This is a genomic window from Mesorhizobium sp. WSM1497, assembly GCF_001672455.2.
GTDB classification, from domain to species: domain Bacteria; phylum Pseudomonadota; class Alphaproteobacteria; order Rhizobiales; family Rhizobiaceae; genus Mesorhizobium; species Mesorhizobium ciceri.
The window spans coordinates 5,161,495-5,184,592 of record NZ_CP021070.1; the positions used below are offsets into that span (position 1 = coordinate 5,161,495).

General features: G+C 63.6%; 25 protein-coding genes and 1 riboswitch. Of the genes, 12 read left to right on the top strand and 13 right to left on the bottom strand.

The window, feature by feature from the left end; all coding sequences use genetic code 11:
* Window positions 1-4: 4 nt before the first annotated feature.
* Window positions 5-829, bottom strand: coding sequence for a DUF2189 domain-containing protein (locus A9K65_RS25330; RefSeq protein WP_013532367.1), 825 nt, complete (start codon window positions 827-829; stop codon window positions 5-7).
* Between the two features lie 300 nt (window positions 830-1,129).
* On the opposite strand from A9K65_RS25330, the gene A9K65_RS25335 reads away from it, so the two are divergent.
* Window positions 1,130-2,353, top strand: a complete 1,224-nt coding sequence (locus A9K65_RS25335; RefSeq protein WP_027163217.1) for a TadE/TadG family type IV pilus assembly protein — start codon at window positions 1,130-1,132, stop codon at window positions 2,351-2,353.
* Here the strand turns inward: A9K65_RS25335 and A9K65_RS35710 are convergent.
* The gene (locus A9K65_RS35710) at window positions 2,337-2,591 is read right to left on the bottom strand and encodes a hypothetical protein (RefSeq protein WP_064994135.1); all 255 of its coding nucleotides are present in this window, start codon (window positions 2,589-2,591) and stop codon (window positions 2,337-2,339) included. The genes A9K65_RS25335 and A9K65_RS35710 overlap by 17 nt on opposite strands.
* Window positions 2,592-2,603: 12 nt before the next feature.
* Between A9K65_RS35710 and A9K65_RS25345 the strand changes: the two genes are divergently transcribed.
* Window positions 2,604-3,113: a CAP domain-containing protein gene (locus A9K65_RS25345; RefSeq protein ID WP_032899511.1), complete on the top strand. Its 510-nt coding sequence runs from the start codon at window positions 2,604-2,606 to the stop codon at window positions 3,111-3,113.
* A gap of 49 nt (window positions 3,114-3,162) precedes the next feature.
* On the opposite strand, the gene A9K65_RS25350 is transcribed toward A9K65_RS25345, so the two are convergent.
* The 3 genes from A9K65_RS25350 to A9K65_RS25360 all read right to left on the bottom strand — a co-directional run bounded on the left by A9K65_RS25350 (window position 3,163) and on the right by A9K65_RS25360 (window position 6,658).
* Entirely contained in the window at window positions 3,163-4,695 is a 1,533-nt protein-coding gene (locus A9K65_RS25350; protein ID WP_064994134.1) for a DHA2 family efflux MFS transporter permease subunit, read from the bottom strand.
* 305 nt (window positions 4,696-5,000) lie between these two features.
* Complete coding sequence (locus tag A9K65_RS25355; protein WP_013532371.1) at window positions 5,001-6,182, bottom strand: HlyD family secretion protein; 1,182 nt, start codon at window positions 6,180-6,182, stop codon at window positions 5,001-5,003.
* Window positions 6,179-6,658, bottom strand: a complete 480-nt coding sequence (locus A9K65_RS25360) for a MarR family transcriptional regulator (RefSeq protein WP_013532372.1) — start codon at window positions 6,656-6,658, stop codon at window positions 6,179-6,181. Before A9K65_RS25360 ends, A9K65_RS25355 begins: the two co-directional genes overlap by 4 nt.
* A 195-nt stretch (window positions 6,659-6,853) precedes the next feature.
* On the opposite strand from A9K65_RS25360, the gene A9K65_RS25365 reads away from it, so the two are divergent.
* Genes A9K65_RS25365 through A9K65_RS25390 form a run of 6 tightly spaced genes read left to right on the top strand, consistent with a single transcriptional unit; the run spans window position 6,854 to window position 12,663 of the window.
* Window positions 6,854-7,462: a CDP-alcohol phosphatidyltransferase family protein gene (locus A9K65_RS25365; RefSeq protein ID WP_013532373.1), complete on the top strand. Its 609-nt coding sequence runs from the start codon at window positions 6,854-6,856 to the stop codon at window positions 7,460-7,462.
* 48 nt (window positions 7,463-7,510) lie between these two features.
* Entirely contained in the window at window positions 7,511-9,298 is a 1,788-nt protein-coding gene (locus tag A9K65_RS25370; protein ID WP_198327527.1) for a bifunctional alpha/beta hydrolase/class I SAM-dependent methyltransferase, read from the top strand.
* Window positions 9,299-9,303: 5 nt separating this feature from the next.
* Window positions 9,304-10,629 (top strand): phosphatase PAP2/dual specificity phosphatase family protein, encoded by a 1,326-nt coding sequence (locus A9K65_RS25375; protein ID WP_064994166.1) that lies wholly within the window; start codon window positions 9,304-9,306, stop codon window positions 10,627-10,629.
* Entirely contained in the window at window positions 10,626-11,069 is a 444-nt protein-coding gene (locus A9K65_RS25380; RefSeq protein WP_013532376.1) for a hypothetical protein, read from the top strand. Before A9K65_RS25375 ends, A9K65_RS25380 begins: the two co-directional genes overlap by 4 nt.
* Window positions 11,066-11,728 (top strand): lysophospholipid acyltransferase family protein, encoded by a 663-nt coding sequence (locus tag A9K65_RS25385; RefSeq protein WP_013532377.1) that lies wholly within the window; start codon window positions 11,066-11,068, stop codon window positions 11,726-11,728. The genes A9K65_RS25380 and A9K65_RS25385 overlap by 4 nt, the downstream gene beginning before the upstream one ends.
* Window positions 11,728-12,663: a phosphatidate cytidylyltransferase gene (locus A9K65_RS25390; RefSeq protein WP_013532378.1), complete on the top strand. Its 936-nt coding sequence runs from the start codon at window positions 11,728-11,730 to the stop codon at window positions 12,661-12,663. The genes A9K65_RS25385 and A9K65_RS25390 overlap by 1 nt, the downstream gene beginning before the upstream one ends.
* A 25-nt stretch (window positions 12,664-12,688) precedes the next feature.
* On the opposite strand, the gene A9K65_RS25395 is transcribed toward A9K65_RS25390, so the two are convergent.
* From A9K65_RS25395 to A9K65_RS25405, 3 genes are read right to left on the bottom strand one after another with little or no spacing between them, the layout of a single operon-like run.
* Window positions 12,689-13,675, bottom strand: a complete 987-nt coding sequence (locus A9K65_RS25395) for an iron ABC transporter permease (RefSeq protein ID WP_081714386.1) — start codon at window positions 13,673-13,675, stop codon at window positions 12,689-12,691.
* Between the two features lie 29 nt (window positions 13,676-13,704).
* Entirely contained in the window at window positions 13,705-14,652 is a 948-nt protein-coding gene (locus A9K65_RS25400) for an ABC transporter substrate-binding protein (RefSeq protein WP_064994133.1), read from the bottom strand.
* 49 nt (window positions 14,653-14,701) lie between these two features.
* Entirely contained in the window at window positions 14,702-15,490 is a 789-nt protein-coding gene (locus A9K65_RS25405) for an ABC transporter ATP-binding protein (RefSeq protein ID WP_064994132.1), read from the bottom strand.
* A 164-nt stretch (window positions 15,491-15,654) separates the two neighbouring features.
* Window positions 15,655-15,862: riboswitch (cobalamin riboswitch) on the bottom strand.
* A gap of 235 nt (window positions 15,863-16,097) precedes the next feature.
* On the opposite strand from A9K65_RS25405, the gene A9K65_RS25410 reads away from it, so the two are divergent.
* Complete coding sequence (locus A9K65_RS25410; protein WP_064994164.1) at window positions 16,098-16,931, top strand: AraC family transcriptional regulator; 834 nt, start codon at window positions 16,098-16,100, stop codon at window positions 16,929-16,931.
* A gap of 5 nt (window positions 16,932-16,936) precedes the next feature.
* On the opposite strand, the gene A9K65_RS25415 is transcribed toward A9K65_RS25410, so the two are convergent.
* Genes A9K65_RS25415 through A9K65_RS25425 form a run of 3 tightly spaced genes read right to left on the bottom strand, consistent with a single transcriptional unit; the run spans window position 16,937 to window position 20,553 of the window.
* Window positions 16,937-18,076: an alanine racemase gene (locus tag A9K65_RS25415; protein WP_064994163.1), complete on the bottom strand. Its 1,140-nt coding sequence runs from the start codon at window positions 18,074-18,076 to the stop codon at window positions 16,937-16,939.
* Entirely contained in the window at window positions 18,076-19,353 is a 1,278-nt protein-coding gene (locus tag A9K65_RS25420; protein ID WP_064994131.1) for a D-arabinono-1,4-lactone oxidase, read from the bottom strand. The genes A9K65_RS25415 and A9K65_RS25420 overlap by 1 nt, the downstream gene beginning before the upstream one ends.
* 12 nt (window positions 19,354-19,365) lie before the next feature.
* Complete coding sequence (locus tag A9K65_RS25425; protein ID WP_064994130.1) at window positions 19,366-20,553, bottom strand: MFS transporter; 1,188 nt, start codon at window positions 20,551-20,553, stop codon at window positions 19,366-19,368.
* A 123-nt stretch (window positions 20,554-20,676) separates the two neighbouring features.
* On the opposite strand from A9K65_RS25425, the gene A9K65_RS25430 reads away from it, so the two are divergent.
* Window positions 20,677-21,303, top strand: coding sequence for a TetR/AcrR family transcriptional regulator (locus tag A9K65_RS25430; RefSeq protein WP_064994129.1), 627 nt, complete (start codon window positions 20,677-20,679; stop codon window positions 21,301-21,303).
* An 8-nt stretch (window positions 21,304-21,311) separates the two neighbouring features.
* Here the strand turns inward: A9K65_RS25430 and A9K65_RS36110 are convergent, their stop codons facing one another.
* Both A9K65_RS36110 and A9K65_RS25435 read right to left on the bottom strand, forming a co-directional pair.
* The gene (locus tag A9K65_RS36110) at window positions 21,312-21,512 is read right to left on the bottom strand and encodes a hypothetical protein (protein WP_245321901.1); all 201 of its coding nucleotides are present in this window, start codon (window positions 21,510-21,512) and stop codon (window positions 21,312-21,314) included.
* Window positions 21,493-22,164 (bottom strand): hypothetical protein, encoded by a 672-nt coding sequence (locus tag A9K65_RS25435; protein ID WP_245321902.1) that lies wholly within the window; start codon window positions 22,162-22,164, stop codon window positions 21,493-21,495. The genes A9K65_RS36110 and A9K65_RS25435 overlap by 20 nt, the downstream gene beginning before the upstream one ends.
* Window positions 22,165-22,279: 115 nt before the next feature.
* Here A9K65_RS25435 and A9K65_RS25440 point away from each other — a divergent pair, with 115 nt between their 5' ends.
* Both A9K65_RS25440 and A9K65_RS36115 read left to right on the top strand, forming a co-directional pair.
* On the top strand, window positions 22,280-22,894 hold the full coding sequence (locus tag A9K65_RS25440) for a class I SAM-dependent methyltransferase (protein ID WP_245321903.1): 615 nt from the start codon (window positions 22,280-22,282) through the stop codon (window positions 22,892-22,894).
* A complete protein-coding gene (locus A9K65_RS36115; RefSeq protein WP_245321904.1) occupies window positions 22,891-23,076 on the top strand; it encodes a hypothetical protein in 186 nt (61 codons plus the stop codon). Before A9K65_RS25440 ends, A9K65_RS36115 begins: the two co-directional genes overlap by 4 nt.
* Window positions 23,077-23,098: the final 22 nt, after the last annotated feature.

Sequence of the window (23,098 nt, forward strand, 5' to 3'; positions counted from 1 at the left end):
TTCGTTACATCGGCCGTCTTATCTGCTGTGCCCGCTCCGGCTCGACCACCTTGCGGTAGAGATGCCAGGTGGCATGGCCGAGCACCGGCATGACGACGGCGAGCCCGGCAAACAGCGGGATCGAACCGATCACCAGAAGCACGGCGACCAGCAAGCCCCACAGCGCCATTTGCAGCGGGTTGGCCATCACCGCCCGGGCCGAGGTCTCGATGGCTGAGACGGCGCCGACGTCGCGGTCGAGCAGCAGCGGGAAGGCAACCACAGTGGTGGCCAGCACGATTACGGCAAAGACAAAGCCCGCGGCATTACCGGCAAGGATCAGCGTCCAGCCCTTACTGGTGGTCAGCACGTCGCGGATGAAGCCGCCGATCGAGGCCGGCGGCTGGTCTCCGAACAGGCCAGTGTAGATCGATTGCGCGGTGTAGAGCCACAACAGGAACAGCGCCACCAGCATGACGCCGATGACGGCGATCGACGGGATCGCGGACGAGCGCCGGACATCAAACGCGTGCCGCCAGGAGGTGTTCATGCCGAGCTCGCGCCGGCGGCTGATCTCGTAAAGGCCGAGCGCCGCAAACGGCCCGACCAGAGCGAAACCCGACATCAGGGGATAGATGAGCTGGATGGCATTGGCGCCGGACGTCCACTGCGTCAGGATCAGGCCGACGATGGGATAGATCAGGCACAGGAACACGTAGTGCGATGGTTTTGCCCAGAAATCCTCGAACCCGAGACGCAACGCATCCCAAAGGTCCGACGTGGTGATGCGGCGCACCGTCGGCTGCACATGCATTCCACGTGCGTCCGCCATGACATGAAAGCCGGCCATAACCTTCCTCCCGTGTGTCGGGGCGGTCACCGCCTGGATGGCCGCCAGAGCTGCCACTTCAAGATCGACAAGCATGATAGCAGAGTTGGCGGCGATTGTCGCCGGGTCAATGGCCTGGGGAGCAACTCCTCGTTGTGTTCAACTCTCCGTATGGCCTCTCATATGGCGTACCTTGGCAGACCTTCGTTTTGGCCAATCATTGTGCTGCATTTTAGCATTTACGCATTTTAGCATTTACTTAAATTACTCGTAGGGATCCCTGGCGTATCACCTGAGCTTTACGAGTTTCGGCGAGGGACTATGTTCGCATTGAAAGCCTTCTGGTCTTCGGAGCGCGGCAACTTTGCCATAACGACCGCCTTCGCTATGCTGCCAATAATGATTGGTTTGGCCGGCGCCGTCGATCTGATCGGCACGAGCCATGACGCCTCGCAACTCCAGAACTCGCTGGACGCGGCTGGGCTCGCCATCGGCACGAAGTTCTCTCCCGATATGGCGGCTGGCGATGTCCAGCAGCTTGGGCTGCAGTTCTTCGCCGCCAATATGAGCGCGGCCGACCAGCAGGAATATTTGGGCAGCGTCTCCGCTTTCGCGGCAACGGCAAGCGGCAGTCCAAGCGCCTACTTTATCTCGCTGTCGTCCAGCATAAGCCGCCCAAGCTTCATCAGCGCCTCGGCCCCCTGGCAGGCCTACCGCTCGGCCTCGGTCAAGATAAAACCTGGCGCACAGGCCTGCGTGCTGGCGCTCGATCCGCATGCGTCCGCCGCCGTGAACCTGCAGGGCTCAACCAACGTCTCGATGGACAATTGCGTGATCGCGGCGAACTCGGACGCGTCGGATTCCGTCAACAGGGGTGGTTCCGCACTGGTTTCGGCCGGCTGTGTCTCAACCGTCGGTGGCACCAGCGGGCTGTTGCCACCCAGCGCCAGTCTCGCCTGCGGAACGCCGCACGAACATAGGTACGCGTCCTTTGATCCATTGGCCGACGTCGTTCCTCCCCCTTACACATTGTGTTTGCCTGTCCCGAACGGCAAAACCTACACGCTGTCGCCCGGCACTTATTGCGACAAGACATTATCGGGGAACATCACGCTTAATCCGGGCGTCTACATCATGCGCGGCACCACCATAAAGCCAGGGGGAAACGGCAGCCTGACTGGCCAGGGCGTGACCATTTTCCTCATGGAAAGCGCTCAGATCTACATAAATGCCAATGAGAAGGTGAACCTTTCCCCGCCCACCAGCGGCCCTTATGCTGGCATCACCATTTTCCAGGATCACGGCAACACGTCTGCCCTGACATTGAATGGTGGCGCAAATTCCGTGCTCAGCGGTTTCATCTACGCGCCGGACGCGCCCATTTCCTACGCCGGCAATTCTGATATGAGCGCCCAGGGCGACTGTCTCAGGCTTGTCGGCAATACGATACAGATGACCGGGAACTCGTCCGTCAAGTCCGACTGCGCGGCGGCGCTTGGAAATCGCACAATGTATGCCGATCGGATGATCACTCTGGTGAAATGAGAGACAACCTGACGTGCGGCGGCGCCAGCGGTAGCGTTGAGAAAATGGCGATAACGCACGGCCGGATCGGTTTCGATGCGAGGCGCAATCCGGCCAGCCTGGGATAGGCAGCGCCGTCGATCGCCTGGTGAAATTCCGCCCAGCATGCCACGCCGATCAGCGTTGTACCGGCCAGCGTCAGTCTGTCGCCCCCTCTTCGATTTTCGCCGCCATGCCCGGCAAAAGCCATGATCGCCATTATCTCAGAGGCATGACCATAGCGAAAATCGAAACCCACCCGATCCCGAAGCTGAACAGGCGCATGGTGCTGACCGGCCTCGCAGCCCTGGCGGGGCTCGCCGCCTGCAGCACCGTTTCACTGCCAACCGGTGAAGGCGCCGGGGTCTCCTCCTCCGCCACCAGCACGCTGGCCAGCATCCGCGCCTCGGCCGGGCTCGCGCCGCTGGTCCCCGACCGGCAGCTCGAACAGGCCGCCCTGCAGCAGGCAGGCTACATGGCGCAGCGCCGCCGCATGAGCCACACCACCGGCTGGGGCAAGGATTTCGCCTCGCGCGTCAGGGACAATCGAATTTCCGGTGCCGCGGCGGAGAACATCGCCGAGGGTCGTTTCGACCTCGAGAAGCTGTTCGACATCTGGGTGCATTCACCAGGCCATCGCCGCAACATGCTCGACCCGCGCTTCACACGCTTCGGCCTTGCCTATGTGCGCGACGGCAGCGACAGCAAGCTCCGTTACTGGAGCCTCGTGCTCGGAAAATAGGAAAACGTGCCGGTGCGGTGCGCCACACCCAAGACGATTTGATGGAAAGCTAGTCCATATGCGCCGCCGGCGCGCCGCCGGCTGGCGCCTGCTTCGGCTTGCGCAGCAGGAAAACAAACGGGATGGCAAGCAGCGTCATCACCATGAGTATTTTGAAGTCCTTGACGTAGGAGATCATCATGGCCTGGAGATTGACCATGCGATCGACCTGCGAGAGCGCCGTTGGGTCGCCGCCTGCGGCCGCCGGCGAGACAGCCCACAGATTGGGGTTGAACGGATTGATGAAGGCCGAAAGCTCGGCATGGTTGATCTGCGTGTTGCGCACCATCAACACCGTCACGACCGACACGCCGATCGACGAGCCAAGATTGCGCACCAGGCTGAACAGAGCCGTGGCATCGGTGCGGAAGCGCACGTCAAGCGTGGCGAAGGCGACGGTCGACAGCGGCACGAACACCATCCCCATGCCCAGGCCCTGGATGACGCCGGAGCTGATGATCAGCCAATTGTCCATCTGCGGGGTGAAGCTGGACATGGTGTAGAGCGACTGCGCGGTCAGCAGGAAGCCGATGACGACGAGAATCCTGGCGTCAATCCTGCTCATGAGCCGCCCGACGACGAGCATCGAAATCATGGTGCCGACGCCGCGTGGCCCCATGACGATGCCGATGGTGACGGTCGGATAGCCGAAGATGGTCGACAGCATCGGCGGCAGCAGCGACATGCTCGCCAGGATGAGCACACCCATGACGAAGATGAATGCGAGCCCGGTCACGAAATTGCGGTCGAGGAAGATCTTGGGATCGATGAAGGGGTGCTCGGCCGTCATGGTGTGAATGATGAACACCCAGAAGCCGGTGAGCGAAAGACCAAGTTCGATCCAGATCTCGACCGAGGAAAACCAGTCGACCTCGCCGCCGCGGTCGAGCAGCAGCTGAAGCGCGCCGACGCCGAGCGATATCATGGCGAAGCCGAAGAAATCGAAGCCGCGCACGCGCCGCGCGATAGCCGGCAAATAAGCGGCCATACCGAGAAAGGCGACGATGCCGACCGGCAGATTGATGAAGAACACCCAACGCCAGTTGAAATTCTCGGTCAGCCAGCCACCGAGTGTCGGGCCCAGAATCGGACCCAGCATGATGCCGGCGCCCCAGATGGCCATCGCCTGGCCATGGCGTTCCCTGGGATTGATGTCGAGCAGGAAGGTCTGCGACAGAGGCACGATCGCGGCGCCGAACACGCCTTGCATCAGCCGGAAGAACACCATGGTCTCCAGGCTCCAGGCGATGCCGCACAGCATCGAAAACACGGTGAAGCCGACCACCGCCGTCAGGAACAGTTCCTTGCGGCCGAAGCGATCGGCCAGCCAGCCGGTGACCGGCGTCATGATGGCGGCGGCAACGATGTAGGAGGTCAGCACCCAATTGATGTTGTCAGGCGAGGCGCCGAGATCGCCGGTCATGGTCGGCAGCGCGACGTTGGCGATCGTCGTGTCGAGCGCCTGCATGATCGTCGCCAACATGAGCGCGACCGTGATCAGGCCGCGATGCGGCACTTCTTTGAAGGGTTCGGGCGTGCTCATGGCGTGGAACTTCCAGCAGGTAACAAAAACGTGTACAAGGGGTTTCCGGGCGGCAACGCCTTCCGTTGAGAGACCCTCGTCGCGGTGGGACGCGATTGTCGATGTGGGGGTTACATCGACTGAAAGTCTCTAATCAGCGGATGCTTGCCGCCCGGAAACATGAGGACCGACGGGTCCGCGTCGGAGATTTCAGACTTCGGCCAGGCCGCTATGCGGCGTGCCCAAACGCTGATCCTTCCAGCTCCTCCCATCAGACCAATCCTGCTATTCACCTCCGCCGCTGGTCCTGCGGCATTCTGTTGACGTTACTGCGCGGCCTCGCCGGCCGTGGCGTGACCGAAGATCGAAGGCAGGCCACGCGCCACGCCGGTGTCGACGGTAACGGTGGCGCTCATGCCGGTGCGCAACGCCATCTTGGCGTCCGCATCGGTCAGTTCGAGACGAACCGGGATGCGCTGTGTGACCTTGACCCAGTTGCCGGTGGCATTCTGGGCCGGCAGCAGCGAGAACTCGGCTCCCGTGCCGGCGCCGATCGCCTTGACCGTCGCCTCGAAGGTGCGCCCCGGATAGGTGTCGACCACGATCTCGGCCTTCTGGCCGGGCTTCATGTGGGTGAGCTGCGTTTCCTTGAAATTGGCATCGATCCAGGTGTCGCCGGTCTCGACCAGCGAAAACAGCGGCGTGCCGGAACCGACATACTGGCCGACCTTGAACGACGAGGCCTGGCTGACGATGCCGTCAGCCGGCGCCTTGACCGTGGTCTGCGCCAGGTCGTAGGCGGCCTTGTCGCGCGCGGCGAGCGCGGCCATCACGGTCGGATGCTTGTCGGTTTCGATGTCGGGATTGCCGCCAAGGGCTGCCTTGGCGCTGATGATGCCTTGCTCGGCAACGGCGAGCTGCTGCTTGGCCTTGTCGAGATCGTTCTTGGCTTCGTCCAGCGACGATTTGGCGTTGATGCCCTTCTGGGCAAGATCGGCGGCGCGGTCGAACTGCGACTGGGCGAAGGCGACCTGGCTGGCATCGGACTTCTGCTGAGCCATCGACTGGCCATAGGCGGCGCGCAACTGCTCGACATTGAGACGCGCGCCCGCCACCGCCGCGTCGGCCTGCGCCAACGCGATCCGGTAGGGCTCGGGGTCGATGGCAAACAGCTCGTCACCCTGCTTGACCAGCTGGTTATCGAAGATGTCGACCTTGACGATGCGGCCGGCCGTGTCGGAAGCGATCGACACCTTGGCCTGCTGCAGATTGGCGTTCTCGGTCTCCTGATAACGGCCGCCGGTAACCCAGACATAGCCGCCGCCAACAGCCAATGCCGCAGGCAGCGCGACCATGAGCAGGAAGCGGCCCAGCCGGCGCTTTTTCTTCACCGGCGCCGGAGCCGGCTGCACCGGGGGAGCAACGGTTGCCGGGGCCGCGGCCGGCTGCGCCGGCGCTTCCATTTCCAGTTCGGTCACTTTCTCGTCTATCTTGGCTACCGCGTTCATGCTGCTGCGCCCTCTGTGTTCTTCACTTTTTCAATGGACGGCGTCTCGTCGTCGGTCAGGTTGCGGACCATCGCCTCAAGTCCCTCGACGAGGACGCGACGGGCTTCCGGTTTCACGCCGACCAGCGATTCCTCATAGACTTCTCCGGCAATGCTCTTGATCACGGCGTAGGCATCGCTTGCCTTGGGCGTCAGGAAGATCATGCGGACGCGGCGATCGGCAGCGTCGGAACGACGCTCGATCCAGCCTCCCTCCTCCATGCGGTCGACCAGGCGCGAAACGCTGATCGGCTCGATTTCGAGAAGTTCGGCCAGCCGCGCCTGCGCGACACCGTCTTCCTTGGCAACGCGGACCAGAAGCCGCCATTGCGCCGAAGAAAGCCCCAAGCCACTGGCCCTCGCCTCGAAGCGCTTGCGCATCAGGCGCTGCACGTCGTGGATCAAGAAGCCCAATCTGTCGATGCCATCGGAAACCATGAGCGGGATATATAATAAGCGTGCTCACTATTCAAGGTGCCGCAGTGCACACAAAGCCGACAAATGTGCATGACAGCTTTGCCGGGCCAATCATGGTTATCGATTTGCGAACGCATGATGGCCGCGCCGCCTCTCCGCTGGTCGCGTCTGGCATATTGATGTACAGCCGCTGAACAGGATCGGGGGATCAACGCAATGCCGACGCTTTACGCTCTCAAGCCGGCCTTCCAGGGTCGACTGCGGCCGCTGGTCAATCGGCTGGCGGCCATCGGGGTCACCGCAAACAGCATAACCATCCTGGCGGCCGCGATGTCGATAGCCGCCGGCGCGGCCATTGCGATCCGGCATGAATGGCGCTGGCTGCTGTTGCTTATCCCCGTGGTGATGTTCGTGCGCATGGCGCTGAATGCCGTGGACGGCATGCTGGCGCGCGAGCATGGCCAAGCCTCGACGCTCGGCATGTATCTGAACGAGTTGTGCGACGTCGTTTCGGACCTCGCGCTGATCTTGCCTTTTGCCGTCTTTCCGGAATTTGGCGCATGGGGCGTCGTCGCCTTCGCAATATCGGCGGTGCTGACCGAGTTTGCCGGCGTGCTCGGCATCGCCGCCAAGATCGGCCGCAACTATGCCGGGCCGTTCGGCAAGAGCGACAGGGCGCTGGCGCTCGGCGTCGTCGCCGTGCTGTGCGCCCCAGGGCTGTGGCCGGTATCGATCGCGCCATTTGTGTTTCCGGCCATGGCAACGCTTTCGCTGCTGACCGCCATAAACCGGATACGCGCCGGGCTTATTGGCAGCGCCAGCTGAGCATCGAGGCTCGCCATGCCGCCAGTGGGGCCGCCAGAGGGAAAGACCATGATGCACGACCCGATCGCCGCCGCGGCCACGGAAAGCCTTGCGCGGCAAGCGCAAGAGCGGGTCTTCCGCAGCCATGACGGGACGGAGATCTTCTACCGATTCTGGCCGGCGGCTTCGGCCGATGCCAAAGGCGCGGTGGTGCTCTTCCATCGCGGCCACGAGCATGGCGGCCGCATGGCCCATCTCGTCGATGAATTGCGGATGCCGGGCCACGCCTTCTATGCCTGGGATGCCCGCGGCAATGGCCGTTCGTCCGGCGAGCGCGGCTATGCCCCGTCCTTCTCGGCGCTGGTGCGCGACATCGACTGCTTCATGCGCGAGATCGCTGAAAGGGATGGCTTCGCCACGCGCGATATCGCGCTGATCGCGCAGTCCTTCGGCGCCGTTCTGGCCGCCGCCTGGGTGCATGACTATGCGCCGAAGCTGCGCGCCATGGTGCTGGCCTCACCGGCCTTCTCGGTAAAACTCTACGTGCCCTTCGCCAAGGAGGGCATAGCGCTCTGGCAGAAGATCAAGGGCCGCTTCTTCGTCAATTCCTACGTCAAGGCGAAATTCCTGACCCATGATCCCGTGCGAATCGCCTCTTTCGAGAGCGATCCACTGATCACGCGGCCGATCGCTTCCAACATCCTGGTCGAACTCTACCAGCATGCAGCCCGCATCGTTGCGGACGCCCGCGCCATCACCGCGCCGACGCAGCTTCTGCTTTCGGGCAGCGATTGGGTCGTGCGCCACGGCCCGCAGCACGAGTTCTTCGTCAATCTCGGCAGCCGCATCAAGGAACGTCATGTGCTACCGGGCTTCTTCCACGACACGCTGGGCGAACGCGACCGGGCAAAGGCCCTCGACCTGATCCGGCCGTTCCTGGCCAGGCAGTTCGCGGCACCGGATGCGCCGGTCGACCTGAAGCAGGCGGACATTGCCGGCTACACACGCGACGAGGCCGACCGGCTTGCTTCACCGCTCGCTTTGATGTCGCCAAAGGGTCTCTATTGGGCATTCAGCCGCGCCTCCATCCGCATGGGCGCCTGGGTCTCCCAAGGCATGAAGACCGGCATTGCCACCGGCTTCGATTCCGGCTCGACGCTGGATTATGTCTACGAAAACGACGCGCGCGGCCTTACGCCCCTTGGCCGCGTCGTCGACCGTGTCTTCCTGGAAGCCATCGGCTGGCGCGGCATCCGCCAGCGCAAGCTGCATCTCGAAGAACTGATCGGCTCTTGCCTGGCAACGCTCAAGACCACTGGCCGGCCAGTGCATATTCTCGACATCGCCGCCGGCCACGGCCGCTATGTTCTCGATGCCATCGTGAAGAGCCCCGACCAGCCGGCGAGCGTGCGTCTGCAGGATTATTCCGACCTCAACGTGCAGCTTGGCCGCAAGCTGATCACGGAGCGGCAATTGCCGGCTGACGTCACGTTCCAGCGCGCCGACGCTTTCGATGCCGACATGCTCGCCAACGCCGATCCGGCGCCGGACCTCGCCGTCGTTTCCGGCCTCTACGAGCTATTCTCGGACAATGCGATGATCGCCCGCTCGCTCGGTGGATTGGCCAGCGCCATGCAGCCGGGCAGCCTGTTGCTCTACACCAACCAGCCTTGGCACCCGCAGCTCGAGATGATCGCCCGCAGCCTGACCTCGCATCGCGGCGGCGAGGCCTGGGTGATGCGCCGGCGCACGCAAGGCGAAATGGACCAGCTCGTCGAAGCCGCCGGTTTCGAAAAGCTCGACCAGCGCATCGACCAATGGGGCATCTTCACCGTCTCGCTCGCGCGGCGCCGCTGAGCAGCATGGTGTCATCGCCTGCATCCCTGGCGCGTGCCGAACCCTATAGCCGGGTGGTCGTCAGGGCAGCCCTGTGGCTGGCCTTCCTGGCGCCGTTCTTCTATCTCAGCTACGGCTTCGCCAACTGGCTGGCGTCGCGGCGCGACGATGTCGGCAGTATCGTGTTCTCGTGGGAGCACGGCATCCCGTTCGTCGCCTGGACCATCGTGCCCTATTGGTCGATCAACCTGTTCTACGGCCTGTCGCTGCTGCTCAACAACGACAGGCAAGGGGTCGACCGTCTGGCCGGACGCTATCTCACAGCGCAAATCGTCGCCGTTATCTGCTTCATCCTGTTCCCGCTGACCGCTACATTCGTGCGACCGGCGACGACCGGCCTGCCGGGGTTCCTGTTTGCCGTGCTCGGCGGTTTCGACAAGCCGTTCAACCAGGCGCCCTCGCTGCATATCGCCCTTTTGGCGATCATCTGGGATCATTGGCGCCACCGGCTCGGCGGGTTGCTCCTGCCGCTCTGGCATGGCTGGAGCTTCCTCATCGGCGCCTCGGTGCTGACGACCTGGCAGCATCACTTCATCGACATCCCGACCGGCGCGCTGCTCGGGTTCTTTGCGCTGTGGCTGTTTCCGCGCAGCGGCGCATTGCCGTTTGCAGGCTTCCGGCTGACCAACGATGCGAAAGCGCGGCGGCTGGCGCGGTTCTACGCTATGGGCGCCGTCCTCGCGCTGGCCGGTGCCGCGCTCGGTGCCTACGTTTGCGCCGTCGCGCTCTTCCTGCTTTGGCCGGCGCTGGCGCTGGCCATCGTCACCCTCGCCTATGCAGGGGCAGGCGAAAAAGTGTTCCAGAAATCCGCCGATGGCAGCATCACGCTTGCAAGCCGTATCCTGCTCTTGCCTTATCGCCTCGGCGCCAGGGCAAACATATGGGCCTGGACGCGCAATCTTGCCCCCCAGGTGGCGATTGCCGAAGGTGTCTTTCTCGGGCGCTTTCCCACGGCAAGCGAGGCCAACAGCTTCGGCACGGTCATCGACCTCGCCGCCGAACTCGAAAAGCCGGCGACAACCGATTGCCGCTGGATCAGCTTTCCGATGATCGACCTGTTGCCGCCGCCACTGGCGATACGGCAACAGGCAGCCGGCGCGCTGGAGAATGCACGCCGCGACGGCACCGTCCTGGTGTGCTGCGCGCTCGGCTTCCAGCGCAGCGCCGGCGTCGTCGCCGAATGGCTGGTGGCGACCGGCAGGGCCGGGACGCCAGCGCTCGCCCGCGAGATGCTCGCGGCCGCCGGCCGGCCGGTCCACCTTGCAGAGGCCACGGGGCGGGCGGCGTCATGACAGGCAATACCTATCAGGACCGCACCGACCGCTTCGCCGGCATGCTGATGCGACAGGCCGCGTGGCCGGCCGCAATCGTGCTGGCCGCAAATGTCCTTGCGCCTCTAGCCGCATCGGCGCGCGGTGCCTTCGAGACCTTGCCCGCGGCCATCGCTTTGTCGATCGCCGCCGCGAGCGCGGTTGCGGTGCTGGCGCTGTCGGCATTGCTGGCATTCGACGCGCTGCTGTTCCGACTGATGGCGAGCCATGACGACGAAGCTTCCGGCGGTGCCGCGGTGGATGACATGTTGGCGCGCATGCGCCTGAAACCGGCTCCGTTCGCGACACGCTTGCTCGATGACCGCATGGCCGGCACAAGCCGCTTGCTGTTCAAGCAGCGCGCTGCCCTGGCTCTGTTTGCCGCAGCGCTTCTGGCGGCAGGGTTTTGGGCGCCGCGATGAACAAGCTTTCGCTCAAGACCTTCACCTTGCTGCAGACGGTAACCTCCGTCGGCCTGTCGGCTCTGGCCCGGATGGTGACCGGGGTGCGGCCGATCTGGAACGGCAGCCTGCCCTCCGAGCGGCAGCGCATCTATTTCGCCAATCACACCAGCCATGGCGACTTCATCCTTTTGTCGGCCTGTCTCAGCGAAAGGGAGCGCGCGATCACCCATGCTGTTGCCGCAGGCGAATATTGGGGGAAGTCGCGGCTGCGCCGCTTCATCGCGCAGGACATGTTGTCGTCCGTGCTCATCAACCGGCAATGGACGAGACCTGAGGAAAACCCCATCGAGATCATGCTGTCGGTTCTCGACCAAGGGCACTCGCTTATCCTGTTTCCCGAAGGCACACGCAACATGACAGACGAGCCGCTGCTGGCGTTCCGCTCCGGGCTCTACAATCTGTCGACGGCGCGGCCTGAGGTCGAGCTGATCCCGTGCTGGATCGAGAACATGTCGCGCGTGCTGCCCAAGGGCCAGTTCCTGCCGGTGCCGCTGCTGTGCCGCGTCGTTTTCGGCGCGCCTGTCGCGGTTGGCCCGGGCGAAGAACGCCGCGCCTTTCTCGAGCGCGCCCACGCCGCGCTTCTGGCGCTCAACCCGCGTCCCGAGCGAGACGATTGATGCGCCACGAGATCTCCATCCTGATCATCGGCCTGCTGGCGGTTTTGACCACCGCCAGCATCGTCGCCACCATCCTTTCGGCGCGAGCGCCGAAGCCGCTGAGCTCGACGCTTGTCAATCTCACGCAGCGCATCAACGCCTGGTGGGTGATGGTGGCGCTGATGACGGTCGCCTTCTTCTTCGGCCGTTACGGGATGACCATCCTGTTTGCGCTGATTTCCTTCGCCGCGCTGCGCGAATTCGTGACGCTGACGCATACGCGCCGCAGCGACCATTGGGTGCTGCTCGGCATGTTCGGCATCATCATCCCGTTTCAGTACTGGCTGGTGTGGACCGCCTGGTACGGGCTCTTCGTCATCTTCATTCCGGTCTACTGCTTCCTCTTGATGCCGGCCATCACGGCGCTGCATGGCGACACCGAACGCTTCCTCGAGCGGATCGCCGCGCAGCAATGGGCGGTGATGATCTCGGTCTATTGCGTCAGCCACGTCCCCGCCCTGCTGACACTCGACGTGCCAGGCTTCGAGGGCCGCACCCTGCTGCTGATCGCCTTCCTGATCATCGTCGTGCAAGGCAGCGACGTGCTGCAGTACATCTTCGGCAAGCTGTTTGGTAAACACCGGTTTTCGCCGAACGTCTCGCCGTCGAAAACCTGGGAAGGGCTGATCGGCGGACTGGTGTCGGCGAGCCTGCTCGGCGCGCTGTTGTCGTTCGTGACGCCCTTCTCGCCGCTGCAGGCGGCAGGCGTGGCCTTCGTCGCCTGCTCGATGGGATTCCTAGGCGGGCTGGTCGCCTCGGCCATCAAGCGCGACCAGGGCGTCAAGGACTGGGGCCATCTGATCGAAGGCCATGGCGGCATGATGGACCGCACCGACAGCCTGGTCTTCGCCGCCCCGGTGTTCTTCCACATCGTGCGCTATTTCTGGACCGTGTGATCCGGCGACCGGTTGCCAAAGGCGCTCAAAGCCGGTTGCGGATCAGCATGGTGACGACGAAGAACGCACCGACCGAGCTGGTGATGATGCCGATCGGCAGTTCCTGCGGCGGAAGCAGCGTTCGGGCCAGAAGATCGCTGGCCAGCAAAAGCACCGCGCCGAAGACGGCGCAGCTGGCAACCAGGCGCAGATGCAAGGGGCCTGCCAGCGGCCGCGACAGATGCGGGATCATCAGCCCGACGAAGCCGATGACCCCGGCGACAGAGACCAGGATCGCCGTCGAGAAGGCGGCGACGAGAAACGTCATTCGGCGCATGCGCGCCACTGGCACGCCAAGGCTTTCGGCGGCGTTTTCGCCGGCCAGGAAGGCATCGAGCCGGCGGTGGTTCCACAGCGCGTAAGCCAGAATGGTGCCCGCACCCAGCGCGCCGAGCCAGATATTGTCCCAGCGCGCCAGGCCAAGGCCGCCCATCGTCCAGAACAACACGGAGTGGGCGGCGCGCTGGTCGCCGGCAAAGACCAGGTAGTTGGTCAAGGCGGTGAACATGAAGGACACAGCAAGGCCGGCGAGGATCAGCCGCTCCGGCCCTTGGCCCCTCACCCGCGCGACCAGCAGCAGGACGACGCCGGCGGCCAATATGCCGCCGGTGAAGGCCGCGACCGGCAACGTCCAGATGCCAAAGCTGTCGCCGAAGACGGTGATGACGGAAACAGCACCGGCGGCGGCGCCCGACGACAGGCCGAACAGGAACGGATCGGCGAGATCGTTGCGGGTCACCGTCTGCAGCAGCGCGCCGACGACGCCGAGGCCCGCGCCGACGCAGATGGCCAGGATCGTGCGCGGCAGCCGCAGATCGACGACGATCTTGCCGACCGGCCCGGACACGTCGTGCCCGCCTAAGCCGATTGCGCGGCCAAGCGCTGCAACAACGTCGGCCAGCGGGATCAGCGTCGAGCCATAGGCGATCGACAGCAGAGCGAGAGCGGCGATCGCCGCCGCTCCCGCCAGCATGGCCAACGCAAATGCCGGATGACGCAAGCTCAAAATGCTTCCGGGTGCATGGCCTTGGCGATCTTGTCGATCGCTTCGATGTTGGCGGGTCCAGGCGTCAGCTCGGCGTAGCGCAGGGCAACGAAGCGTTCGTTCTTGACCGCGTCGGTCTCCTTCATGGCCGGATGCGCTTTCAGGAAATCGAGCAGCTTCCTGTAGCCGCCACCGTCCTGGTAATCGAGCAGGATGAGGAATTGCGGATTGCGCGACGCCACCGTTTCCCAATCCGTGTTGCCCCAGCTGGTGTCCATGTCAGCCATGATGTTGTCGCCGCCGGCGGCAGTGATCATGGCGCTGGGGATGGCGAACTTGCCTGCGGTGAACGGCTTGTCCTCGCCGGAATCGTAGAGGAACACCCGCGTGCCCTTGGCGCTGCCGACCTTGGCGGTGATGTCGGCGAGCTGCGCCTTCCAGCCAGAGACAAGCTTTTCCGCCTCTGTCTCCTTGCCGAAGATCTTGCCCAGCTTTTCGACGTCGCCATAGAGCAGGTCCATCGAGGCGGCGGGGCGGCTCTTGTCGAGATGGACGCAGCTTTCCGCCAGAACCAGCGTCTTGATGCCGTGCGGGGCAAGCGTGTCGGGCGTCACCTCGCCACCCGGCTTCATGCCGTAGTACCAGCCGGCGAAGAAGAAATCCGGCTCCACGGCCACGAGGTTTTCGAGCGTCGGATATTTCGGCGCCAGCTCCGGGATCGAACCCTGCTCTGCCTTGAATTCGGAACCGACCTTGTACCATCCGGTGATGCCCGTCAGGCCGACGATTGACGGCTGCAATTTCAGCGCGAAAGCCATCTCGGCCATGTTCAGATCGTGGATGACAGCGCGCTTCGGCGGCGCGTCGAAGGTCAGCGGCTTGCCGCAGCTGTCGACGGTTACCGGGAAGGCGAAGGCGGTCGAGGTCAGCAGCGAGACGGCAAGCGAAAAAGCGAGGCGTTTCACGGGTATGCTCCTTGTGGGTGGGATCGGGTCGACTATGGAACGGCTTCAATCACGACGGCGGCGCGGCACGGTTCGGAACCTCGAACACCGTCAACTCTCGATCCTCGGTCGGATGGCGCAGGCGCAGCACATCGATGCCGAAAATCTCGCGGATCAGCTGTTGGGCCAGCGCTTCGCGCGGTGCGGCGAGCGCTTGCAGGCGGGCATGATTCATCACCGCAACCCTGGTGGCGAAGGGTGCTACCAGCGCCAGATCGTGCAGCACCGCGATCACCGTCATCTCGAAGCCTGCCACGAGGTCGAGCAGTTCGCCGCGGGCGCGCGGGTCCAGATGGTTGGTCGGTTCGTCGAGGAACAGGATTTTGGGCTGCTGGGCGATGGCGCGCGCCAGTTGGGCGCGCTGGCGCTCGCCGCCCGACAGCGAGCCGACGGTGCGGCCAAGCAGCGGCAGCAGGCCGGTCCGGCGCAGCGCCTCGACGGCGATATCGCGTTCCTCGCGCCTGCGCCGCAGCCCGGCGTGCGGGACCCGGCCAAGCTCGACATAATCGATCACCGCCAGCCGCGGATCGGGCTGGTCGGTCTGGCCGACAACGGCGATATGCAACGCCCGCTCGGCGGCCGAAATCCTGTCCAGCCCGCGTCCGCCAAGCTTCACCTCGCCGGAACTTGGCCGCAGCATGCCCGACAGCATGCGCAGCAGCGTCGTCTTGCCGGCGCCGTTGGGACCGATGATGGCAAGGCGATCGCCAGCGGCCACCGAGAAGCTGACCGCCTGGACCAGATTCCGCCCATTCGCCATGGCACAGAGGTCATGGGCTTCGAGAAGCACTGCGCTCATCGGCTGCTGCCCGCCGGATTGCGGGGACGGCAAAGCGTGCGCATGGTGATGCGATGATCGATGGAGCCGTCCAACTTTCCGTCACTTTCCAAAACTGGCGACGGAAGGAAGCTGGCGAACCGGCCGACAAGACCGGGACTCGCGTTTCCTCCCGGCACACCCCGTCCGGTCAACTCAGTGATGGCAGGTCTCCTGGCTCGCGGGTCGTTGCGCCATCCTGCCTTCCCAGCCTTGCCGGCCAGTGGCATTCACGGATTTTGCTCGCCGCTTACAGTTGCGGGGGCAGCCACGGCCTCGACCTGAACAGGCCTCACCGTGTTCCCTTTTCACCCCTCGCCTTTCGGCTCGGGGACCATCACCACTTCAGCGTAGATTTCCACCAAACGCTTCGCAATGGATTTCTCGGACGAAGTGGTGGGCCAGCTAAGGGAAACAGGCATTGCACGCTCACTTTATGTAATAACATAACATTCTTAGGAGATGACGCGGCCCGCTGTCAAGCGAAAGCCCATGGGATCGGCGCAGATTGCACGGGATGCGCAATTTCGATCAAACTGGCCGCGCCAGGAAACGCCAAGATGATCCGGCCAATGCGAAAAGGAGCCCCATGAACCCGACCGAGAAAGCGCTGTGGTTCGTCGAGAGCCATCTGCCGGAGGCGATCTCGCTTGACGATGTCGCGCAAAGCAGCGGCGTGTCGCGTTTTCATGTGACGCGCGCCTTCGGCGCCGCAACCGGCCGCTCGGTGATGGGTTACATGCGCTCACGCCGGCTGACCGAGGCGGCGCGCAAGCTGGCCGGCGGAGCGCCCGACATCCTCGCCGTCGCGCTCGACGCCGGCTACAACTCGCATGAGGCGTTCACCCGTGCCTTCCGCGATCAGTTCGGCACCACGCCGGAACTGGTGCGCGCGCAAGGCTCGACCAACAACCTCGACCTCGTGGAGCCGATCCTGATGGACCAGTCCTTCCTCACCAATCTCGAACCACCGCGCTTCGAGACCAGCCGGCCGTTCCTGATCGCCGGCCTCGGCGAACGCTACAGCTGTGAAACCAGCGCCGGGATTCCGATGCAGTGGCAGCGTTTTGCACCCTATATCGGCAACATCCCCGGCGAGATCTCAGGCGTTTTCTACGGCGTCTGCCTTAACGGCGACGACGCGGGCAATTTCGACTATGTCGTCGGCGTCGAAGTGTCCGGCTTTGCGGATCTGCCGAAGGACTTCTATCGGGTGCGGGTGCCGGCGCAGAAATATGCGGTGTTCTCGCACCGCGAGCACATCTCATCCATCCGCCGGACGATCAACACGATCTGGAACAGTTGGCTGCCCGACTCCGGTCACGAAATCGCGGATGCACCGGAATTCGAGCGCTATGGACCGGAGTTCGATGCCCACAGCGGCAATGGCGGGCTGGAGATCTGGGTACCGGTGAAGGCGTAGCTCGATCACGCCATCGGCAGCGCCGGCCAGCGATCGATGACCTTTCCGCCGGAAAACACGGCGATCGACCCGAATTGCTGCAGCACGGCCTCGCTCTGCGTCGGCCTTAGAAACGCGTAGTCGCCTGGCCTTGCGGTCGCATCGGCGGGCAAGCCCATGAATTGCTGGTTGGAGGACAGGCCGAGCAGGCCGTTCGTCTTCATGCCTTGGGGGAAGACCGGCTCGGCCATCCACTTGCCGCCATAGAGATAGCAGCCCTTGCGCGGAAACCGGCCGAGCGCCTGCAGCAGGCGGGTGACGGCCGGCGGGCCAGGCAGCATCGGCTCGACCACTTTCAGGATCGGCGTAGCGATGAAAGCCGCCGGCTGGAAGCCGTCGAGGCCTGGCGTATCGAAGTCGCTGGGCAGCACGAAGGCCGAGCCCATCGACACTTCATTGGCCGCGCCGCCACGATGAAGCAGCGCGGTCTTGCTGCCGCCGATGTTGAGGATGCGGCGCTGGTCGGCGCCGAGACAAGCGACGAACGCCGCAGCCTGCGCCGACGCCTCCGCCAATGCCTTTGCCGGTCCGCCGAAAAGGCCGGGAATGAGCGGCGCATGCGCCTCGTAGGCCATGACGCCTTCGCAATGCAGCCGGACCGGCAACGCGCTCAACGCCTTCGACAAGGCCGCGGGATCAGCAAAGCCGCCGCGATGCAGCCCGACATCGATCTCGAAAGCGATGCGCAGGCCGATGCCGAGTTCGTCAGCGAGAGCACCGTATTCCGCCAGTCTCTCCTCGCTGTCGATCAGCCAGCAGACACGCGACCAGTCGGCATCACCCTTCACCAGCGCAGCCCTTGCCGCACCGATCGGCATCGGCTTGCCGTAGAGCAGATCGGCATCCGGAAACGCCTTCAGCACCGCCTCGCTGATCGGCGGGTGGAAGGTCATGAAGCGCTCATGGCGAAGCGCCTTGCCTATATGCGCAAGCAGCGGCAGGCAGGCGAGCGATTTGTCGACCAGCCGCACGGCCAGGCCGGGATCCAGCCTCCTTTTTACCAGGGCAATGTTTCCGTCCAGCCGATCGCGGTCGAGCAGCAGGCAGGGTCGGAAGATGCCGGCGGTCTTCAGCGCATCCGAGAGGGTGGAAAAATAGGTGCTCATCATTCGATGCCGAACAGGCCGGCCATGTAGGGCGACACGAAGCGGTTTTCCGGATCGATGTCGCGGCGCGCCGCCATGGCATCGTCCCAGCGCGGGTAGAGCTTTTTCAGCTCCGCCGCTTTCAGGCTGTGCATCTTGCCCCAATGCGGCCGGCCGCCATATCTGCGGAAGATCGGCTCTGCCGCCCGCATGAACGGCAAAGGATCGTTCGCGGCGTCATGGTGGATGGCGACGGAGCAGGTCAGCCTGTTGTAGAATGGCGAAAGCCAGAACTGGTCCGGCGCGACCGAGCGCACCTCCATCGGGAAATAGACCTCGGGAAAGCGCTTCTCGGTCAGCTCGATGATCTCGGCCAGCGCCTTCGGCCCTTCCTCGAACGGCAAATGATATTCCATCTCGTTGAACTTGGTCTGCCGGTCGCTGGCATAGACGTTGAGCCAGTCCTGCACGTAGTCCTCGGCGGGAAACTTGGCGGCCGCCGATCGGATCAGGCGGCCACGCAGCGATGGCAGCCAGGCAAGTGAAGTGCGCAGCCTGCGCAGTGTCCTCAAACCCGCCTCGTCCTCTTCCGGCGGCCGCGTGGTGGGTGCGGCATCGCTGAAATCGCTGGCGATGAACTGCGCATAGCCGGAAAACGGAATGTAGTAGAATTCGGCCGAGCGATGCGCGGCCATCATCGCCTCGAAATCGCGCAGCATCTCGGTGATCGGCAGCACATATTTGCGGCGGCGCAACCGGTAGGTCGCGATGTTGTTCAGCGTCACTTCGGTGAGCACGCCGAAAGCGCCGAGCGCGACACCGATGGCGTGGATCATGTCCCGATCCCCTGCCCGCTTGAAGTCGCGGACCTTGCCAAGCCCGTCGACGATCTGCACCGTCTCCAGCTGCGTGTGATAGGCGCCGAGCGTCGGCCCAGAGCCGTGCGTGGCTGTGCCCAGCGCGCCGCCGATCGCCTGGCGGTCGATATCGCCCATGTTGGGCAGGCCCTGGCCAATGCCTTGCAGGATGTGCATGAGCGGGCCGAGCCGGGTCCCTGCCCGCACCCGCGCCTGATGTTTTTGCGCGTCGTGCGAGACCAGCCCTTCCAGTCTCTCCAGGGACAGGATCGTGCCCTGCGATTTCACCAGCGGTGTGAAGGAATGACCGGCGCCGGCAACGCGCACCGGGCCGGGCGCGGTCCGGACGAGATCACCGAGTTCACCGGCATCGCCGGGGCTGGCGATCAGCTTGGGCTCGGCACTTACGAAGCCCGACCAGTTGCTCCAAGTGTTCGACATGGCGCTCCCCGCTCAGGCAACCGCACGACGGCGACGTGACACAAGAACGAAGAGACCGAGCAGCGCCACGCTTGCCACCGCGCTGGCGGCGGCGAATTCCGGCACTGACCGGAAATCCTTGCCGTCGATGAGCAGCGACGCCGCAATCGGCCCGAGCGCCAGGCCGAACAGTTGGGCTGCCGGCACCAGCAGCACAGCGGTGCGCGTCTCGTCGGCGGTGATCGCCAGACGGATCTGGTAGGGCACGATGAACAGCAGGATAAAGCCCATGGCCAGGGCAGCGACCCAGAACGTCGTCAGGCCGGGGCTGCTGGCAAGAACCAGGGAACTGACAAGCGCCACGACGCCGATCGCCGCGATGGCAAGGCGATAATCGATGCGCGCCTCGAACGCGGTCGCCGTCATCGCCCCCAGGACCTGCACCGCGAGGCTGGCCGAGACGATCAGGCCGACGGTGCGGCCATCGATGCCGTATTGCGCGCCTAGCGGCTCCAGGAAAGCCCAGACCGCGCCGAAGAACATGAAGTAGCAGAAGACCGACAACAGCGCGGTCATTGAGGGAACCGTCAGCACATTGGCCAGATTCTCTTCCTTGGGCAGGTCGGCATAGTCACCGGGCACGGTGAAAGCGACCGCCAGCGACACGACGCAGACGACGGCAAGAACGATGAAGCCACCCTCCGACCCTGCGGCCGGAATGACATAGAGCGCCAGCAACAGGGCGAGCGCGCATTGCGCCAGCGTCTGCATGGTGACGAAATAGCCGCCGATGCGCTCGGCGCGCCGCGAACGGGCGATCAATTCGGTGGCGACCGCGACCAGACCGCCTTCAGCGAGCCCTGCCAGGGCGCGGGCCGCAATCAGCATGTTGGCGCTCTCGGCATAGGCCGTCCACACATTGGCCAGCGCCAGCAGCAGCAGAAGGACGGCACTTTTCCAGCGCATATTGTGGGCCGAAAGCAGCATCGCCACGACGGCCGAACCGATGGCAATGGCGATCATCTCGGCGGTGGCGACCAGCGCCAGTTCGTCGCCGCTGACATGGCCTTCGGTGTAGAGAGCTCCGAGCAGCACCGGCTGCAGGCCGAGGATGAGCAGGCCGACCGAACCGATCCACAGAGCCGAGGCAAGCTGCCAGCCGGTCGGATTGCCAACCAGCCAGTCGCCACTGCCTGCATGGCCGGTATCTGTCGAAGCCAAAGGCGCCTCCCAACGTCCTTGCCGCGCGGCAAAAAAGCTGACAACCTGTCAGTATTTCAGAAACTGATACTTGATCATATTTCTTGTCAACCGGAATCTAAAAACCGTGCGAAAGATCGGTGCATGACGGAATTGAAGAGAATGGCGACCGAGCCGAGGCGCAAGCCCAAGCAGGAACGCAGCCGCGAGCGCATCGACGCGATCCTGTCGACGACCATGCGGCTGATCGGGGAAAAGGGTATCGACGCCGTCACCATGAAGGAGGTCGGCATGCTGGCGGGCGGGCCGATCGCCACCGTCTACCACTATTTTCCCAACAAATCGGCGATCCTGGCGATGCTCTATGAGCGGTTTTCAGAGGTCAGCCGGGCACGGCTGACGACGATCATCGCCGAAATCCACGAGGCGAAAGATGTCATCGTGGCCGCTGACCGGCTGCTCGATGATTATCTCAGCCGTGTCGCCGGCGATCCGGCCATCCAGGATCTGCAGAACGCCATCCAGGCCGACAAGGCGCTCAAGAACCTCGACCTCGCCGAAACGCGTCACCAAGCCAAAATGTTCTGCGACCACGTCATCGCCTTGATCGAGCCCGAGAGGCGCGAGCAGTTCGAACGTATGGTTCTGCTGATCTTCCAGCTCGCCGGCGGCGTGGTGCGCCTGGCGCTCGCCGAGGACGAGGCGGAAAGCCGCCGGACCATCGAGGATTACCGGTCTATCATTCACACGCAGCTGCGGCTGTTCCTCTAGAGCCGCGCCTATTTCGCCCGATGGACGAGGCCTTCGAAGCCGTGTGTCAGATCCGAAGCGCCGGCCGCGAACATCTTGACGAGATTTTGCGGACGGCCGGGAGTCTTGTTCGCATCGAGGAGGATGGCCCTGCCCTCATGCATGACGAAATCGAATTTTCCATAGTCGAAGCCGAGTTCACGCCGGCGCTCACGCAGTTCGTCGGGCACCGGATACGGGCTCGCGCCGGATCGTCTCCGATGCCTTGACCAGGCCGTTTGGGGAGACGTAGCGGGTGCAGCGCTCTCGCTCTCCGCAAAACACCCAGAAACGAACAGCAAAACCGTCGGGTTCTCTCTCCGGAATGAACTTTTCCACGACGAGATCGTCGCAATCAAAGACGCCGTCCGGAACGTCGCCGAGAGATCTGTGGATCTCATAGGGGTGCAAGATTGGCAAATGCGGAAACGGCGGCTGTTTGCCCGCGCGCTCGGATCGCCGGTTGAGGAGCGTCTCCGGGATTCCCCGATTGTTGAGATTGCTTTTGACGATCACCTGACCTTGCCAGCTGTCGGTTTTGTCGATCAATGCACCGCTGATCCGCCGTTTGGATATGTCGGCGGCGCCGATGTTGAGGCAGAATGCAAAACTCCGGGCATAGTCGACATAGTCCGTGGGCGTCACCGTGGCATCGACATGCAATACCGCCATATCGGCGCTGACCGGCTTCGACAGGCCTTGCTGAACCCGAATCGAATGGCCGCGCCTTTTCAATTCCGCAAGAATGTCGAACAGCATGTATGGGCTGCTCCTGCGCAGCAGAATATCGCGCCTGCCCAGGAACCTGTCATGCTCATGCGTTATCACGGCGATACGCGCCACTATCCACCTCCTGGACTGTCTGTAGATGCCTTGAAATCTCTTGGCTTGTCCAACGACCTCTATTAAGCCCCGGTGATATCCAAAATCCAGGCGTGCAGGGGGCCAATGGAATTGCATGACAAATCATTGGGACGATTACCACCGCCATTGGAAACTTCTGGAAGCGCCGCTCCGGCCGACAGCGGAAACCGTCGCTATATTCGATCGCGAACTTGATCTCGGAAATGCCGATGTCCTTCTCTTGGGGGTTACCCCGGAATTGGCAGTTCTGGGCAAGTCGATGTTGGCGGTCGACCAGTCGGCGGCCATGATTTCCGGCGTATGGGCTGGCGACGACGGCTCGCGACGGGCAATCGCCGGCAACTGGCTTAACCTGCCCGTGGACCGCGCAAGCATCGACGCCGTCATCGGCGACGGATGCCTGTCGGCGGTCGCTTCCCAGGCGGCGCGCAGTTCGTTGTTTGGCGAGGTCGCCAGGGTGCTGAAGCCTGGCAGGCGCGCAGCGATCCGCGTCTTCGCACGACCGGAAACGGCGGACGATCTGTGCGGCATCGAAGCTCTGGTTCTGGCCGGCGGGATCGAGAATTTCCACGCGCTCAAATGGCGGATTGCGATGGCGTGTACGACCGACGACCGCGATTTTACCATCAAGGTGGCAACGATCCGCGATGCATTCGGCAGGTGTTTCCGGACCGCGAAGCTCTTGCCGCGCGAACAGGATGGAGTATGACCTCGATCAACACGATCGACGTCTATGCAGGCTCGGACATAAGCTACAGCTTCGCGACGCTGGCCACGCTGACCAACGAGGCAGCCAACTGGTTCGGCGACGTGCGCGTCGTGCCGAGCGGAAGCTATCCGCTGGCGGAACGGTGCCCGCTTCTGGTGCTCGGTTCGGCCAGGCACCGGTAAGTTCATCATCATGCGCCAAGAG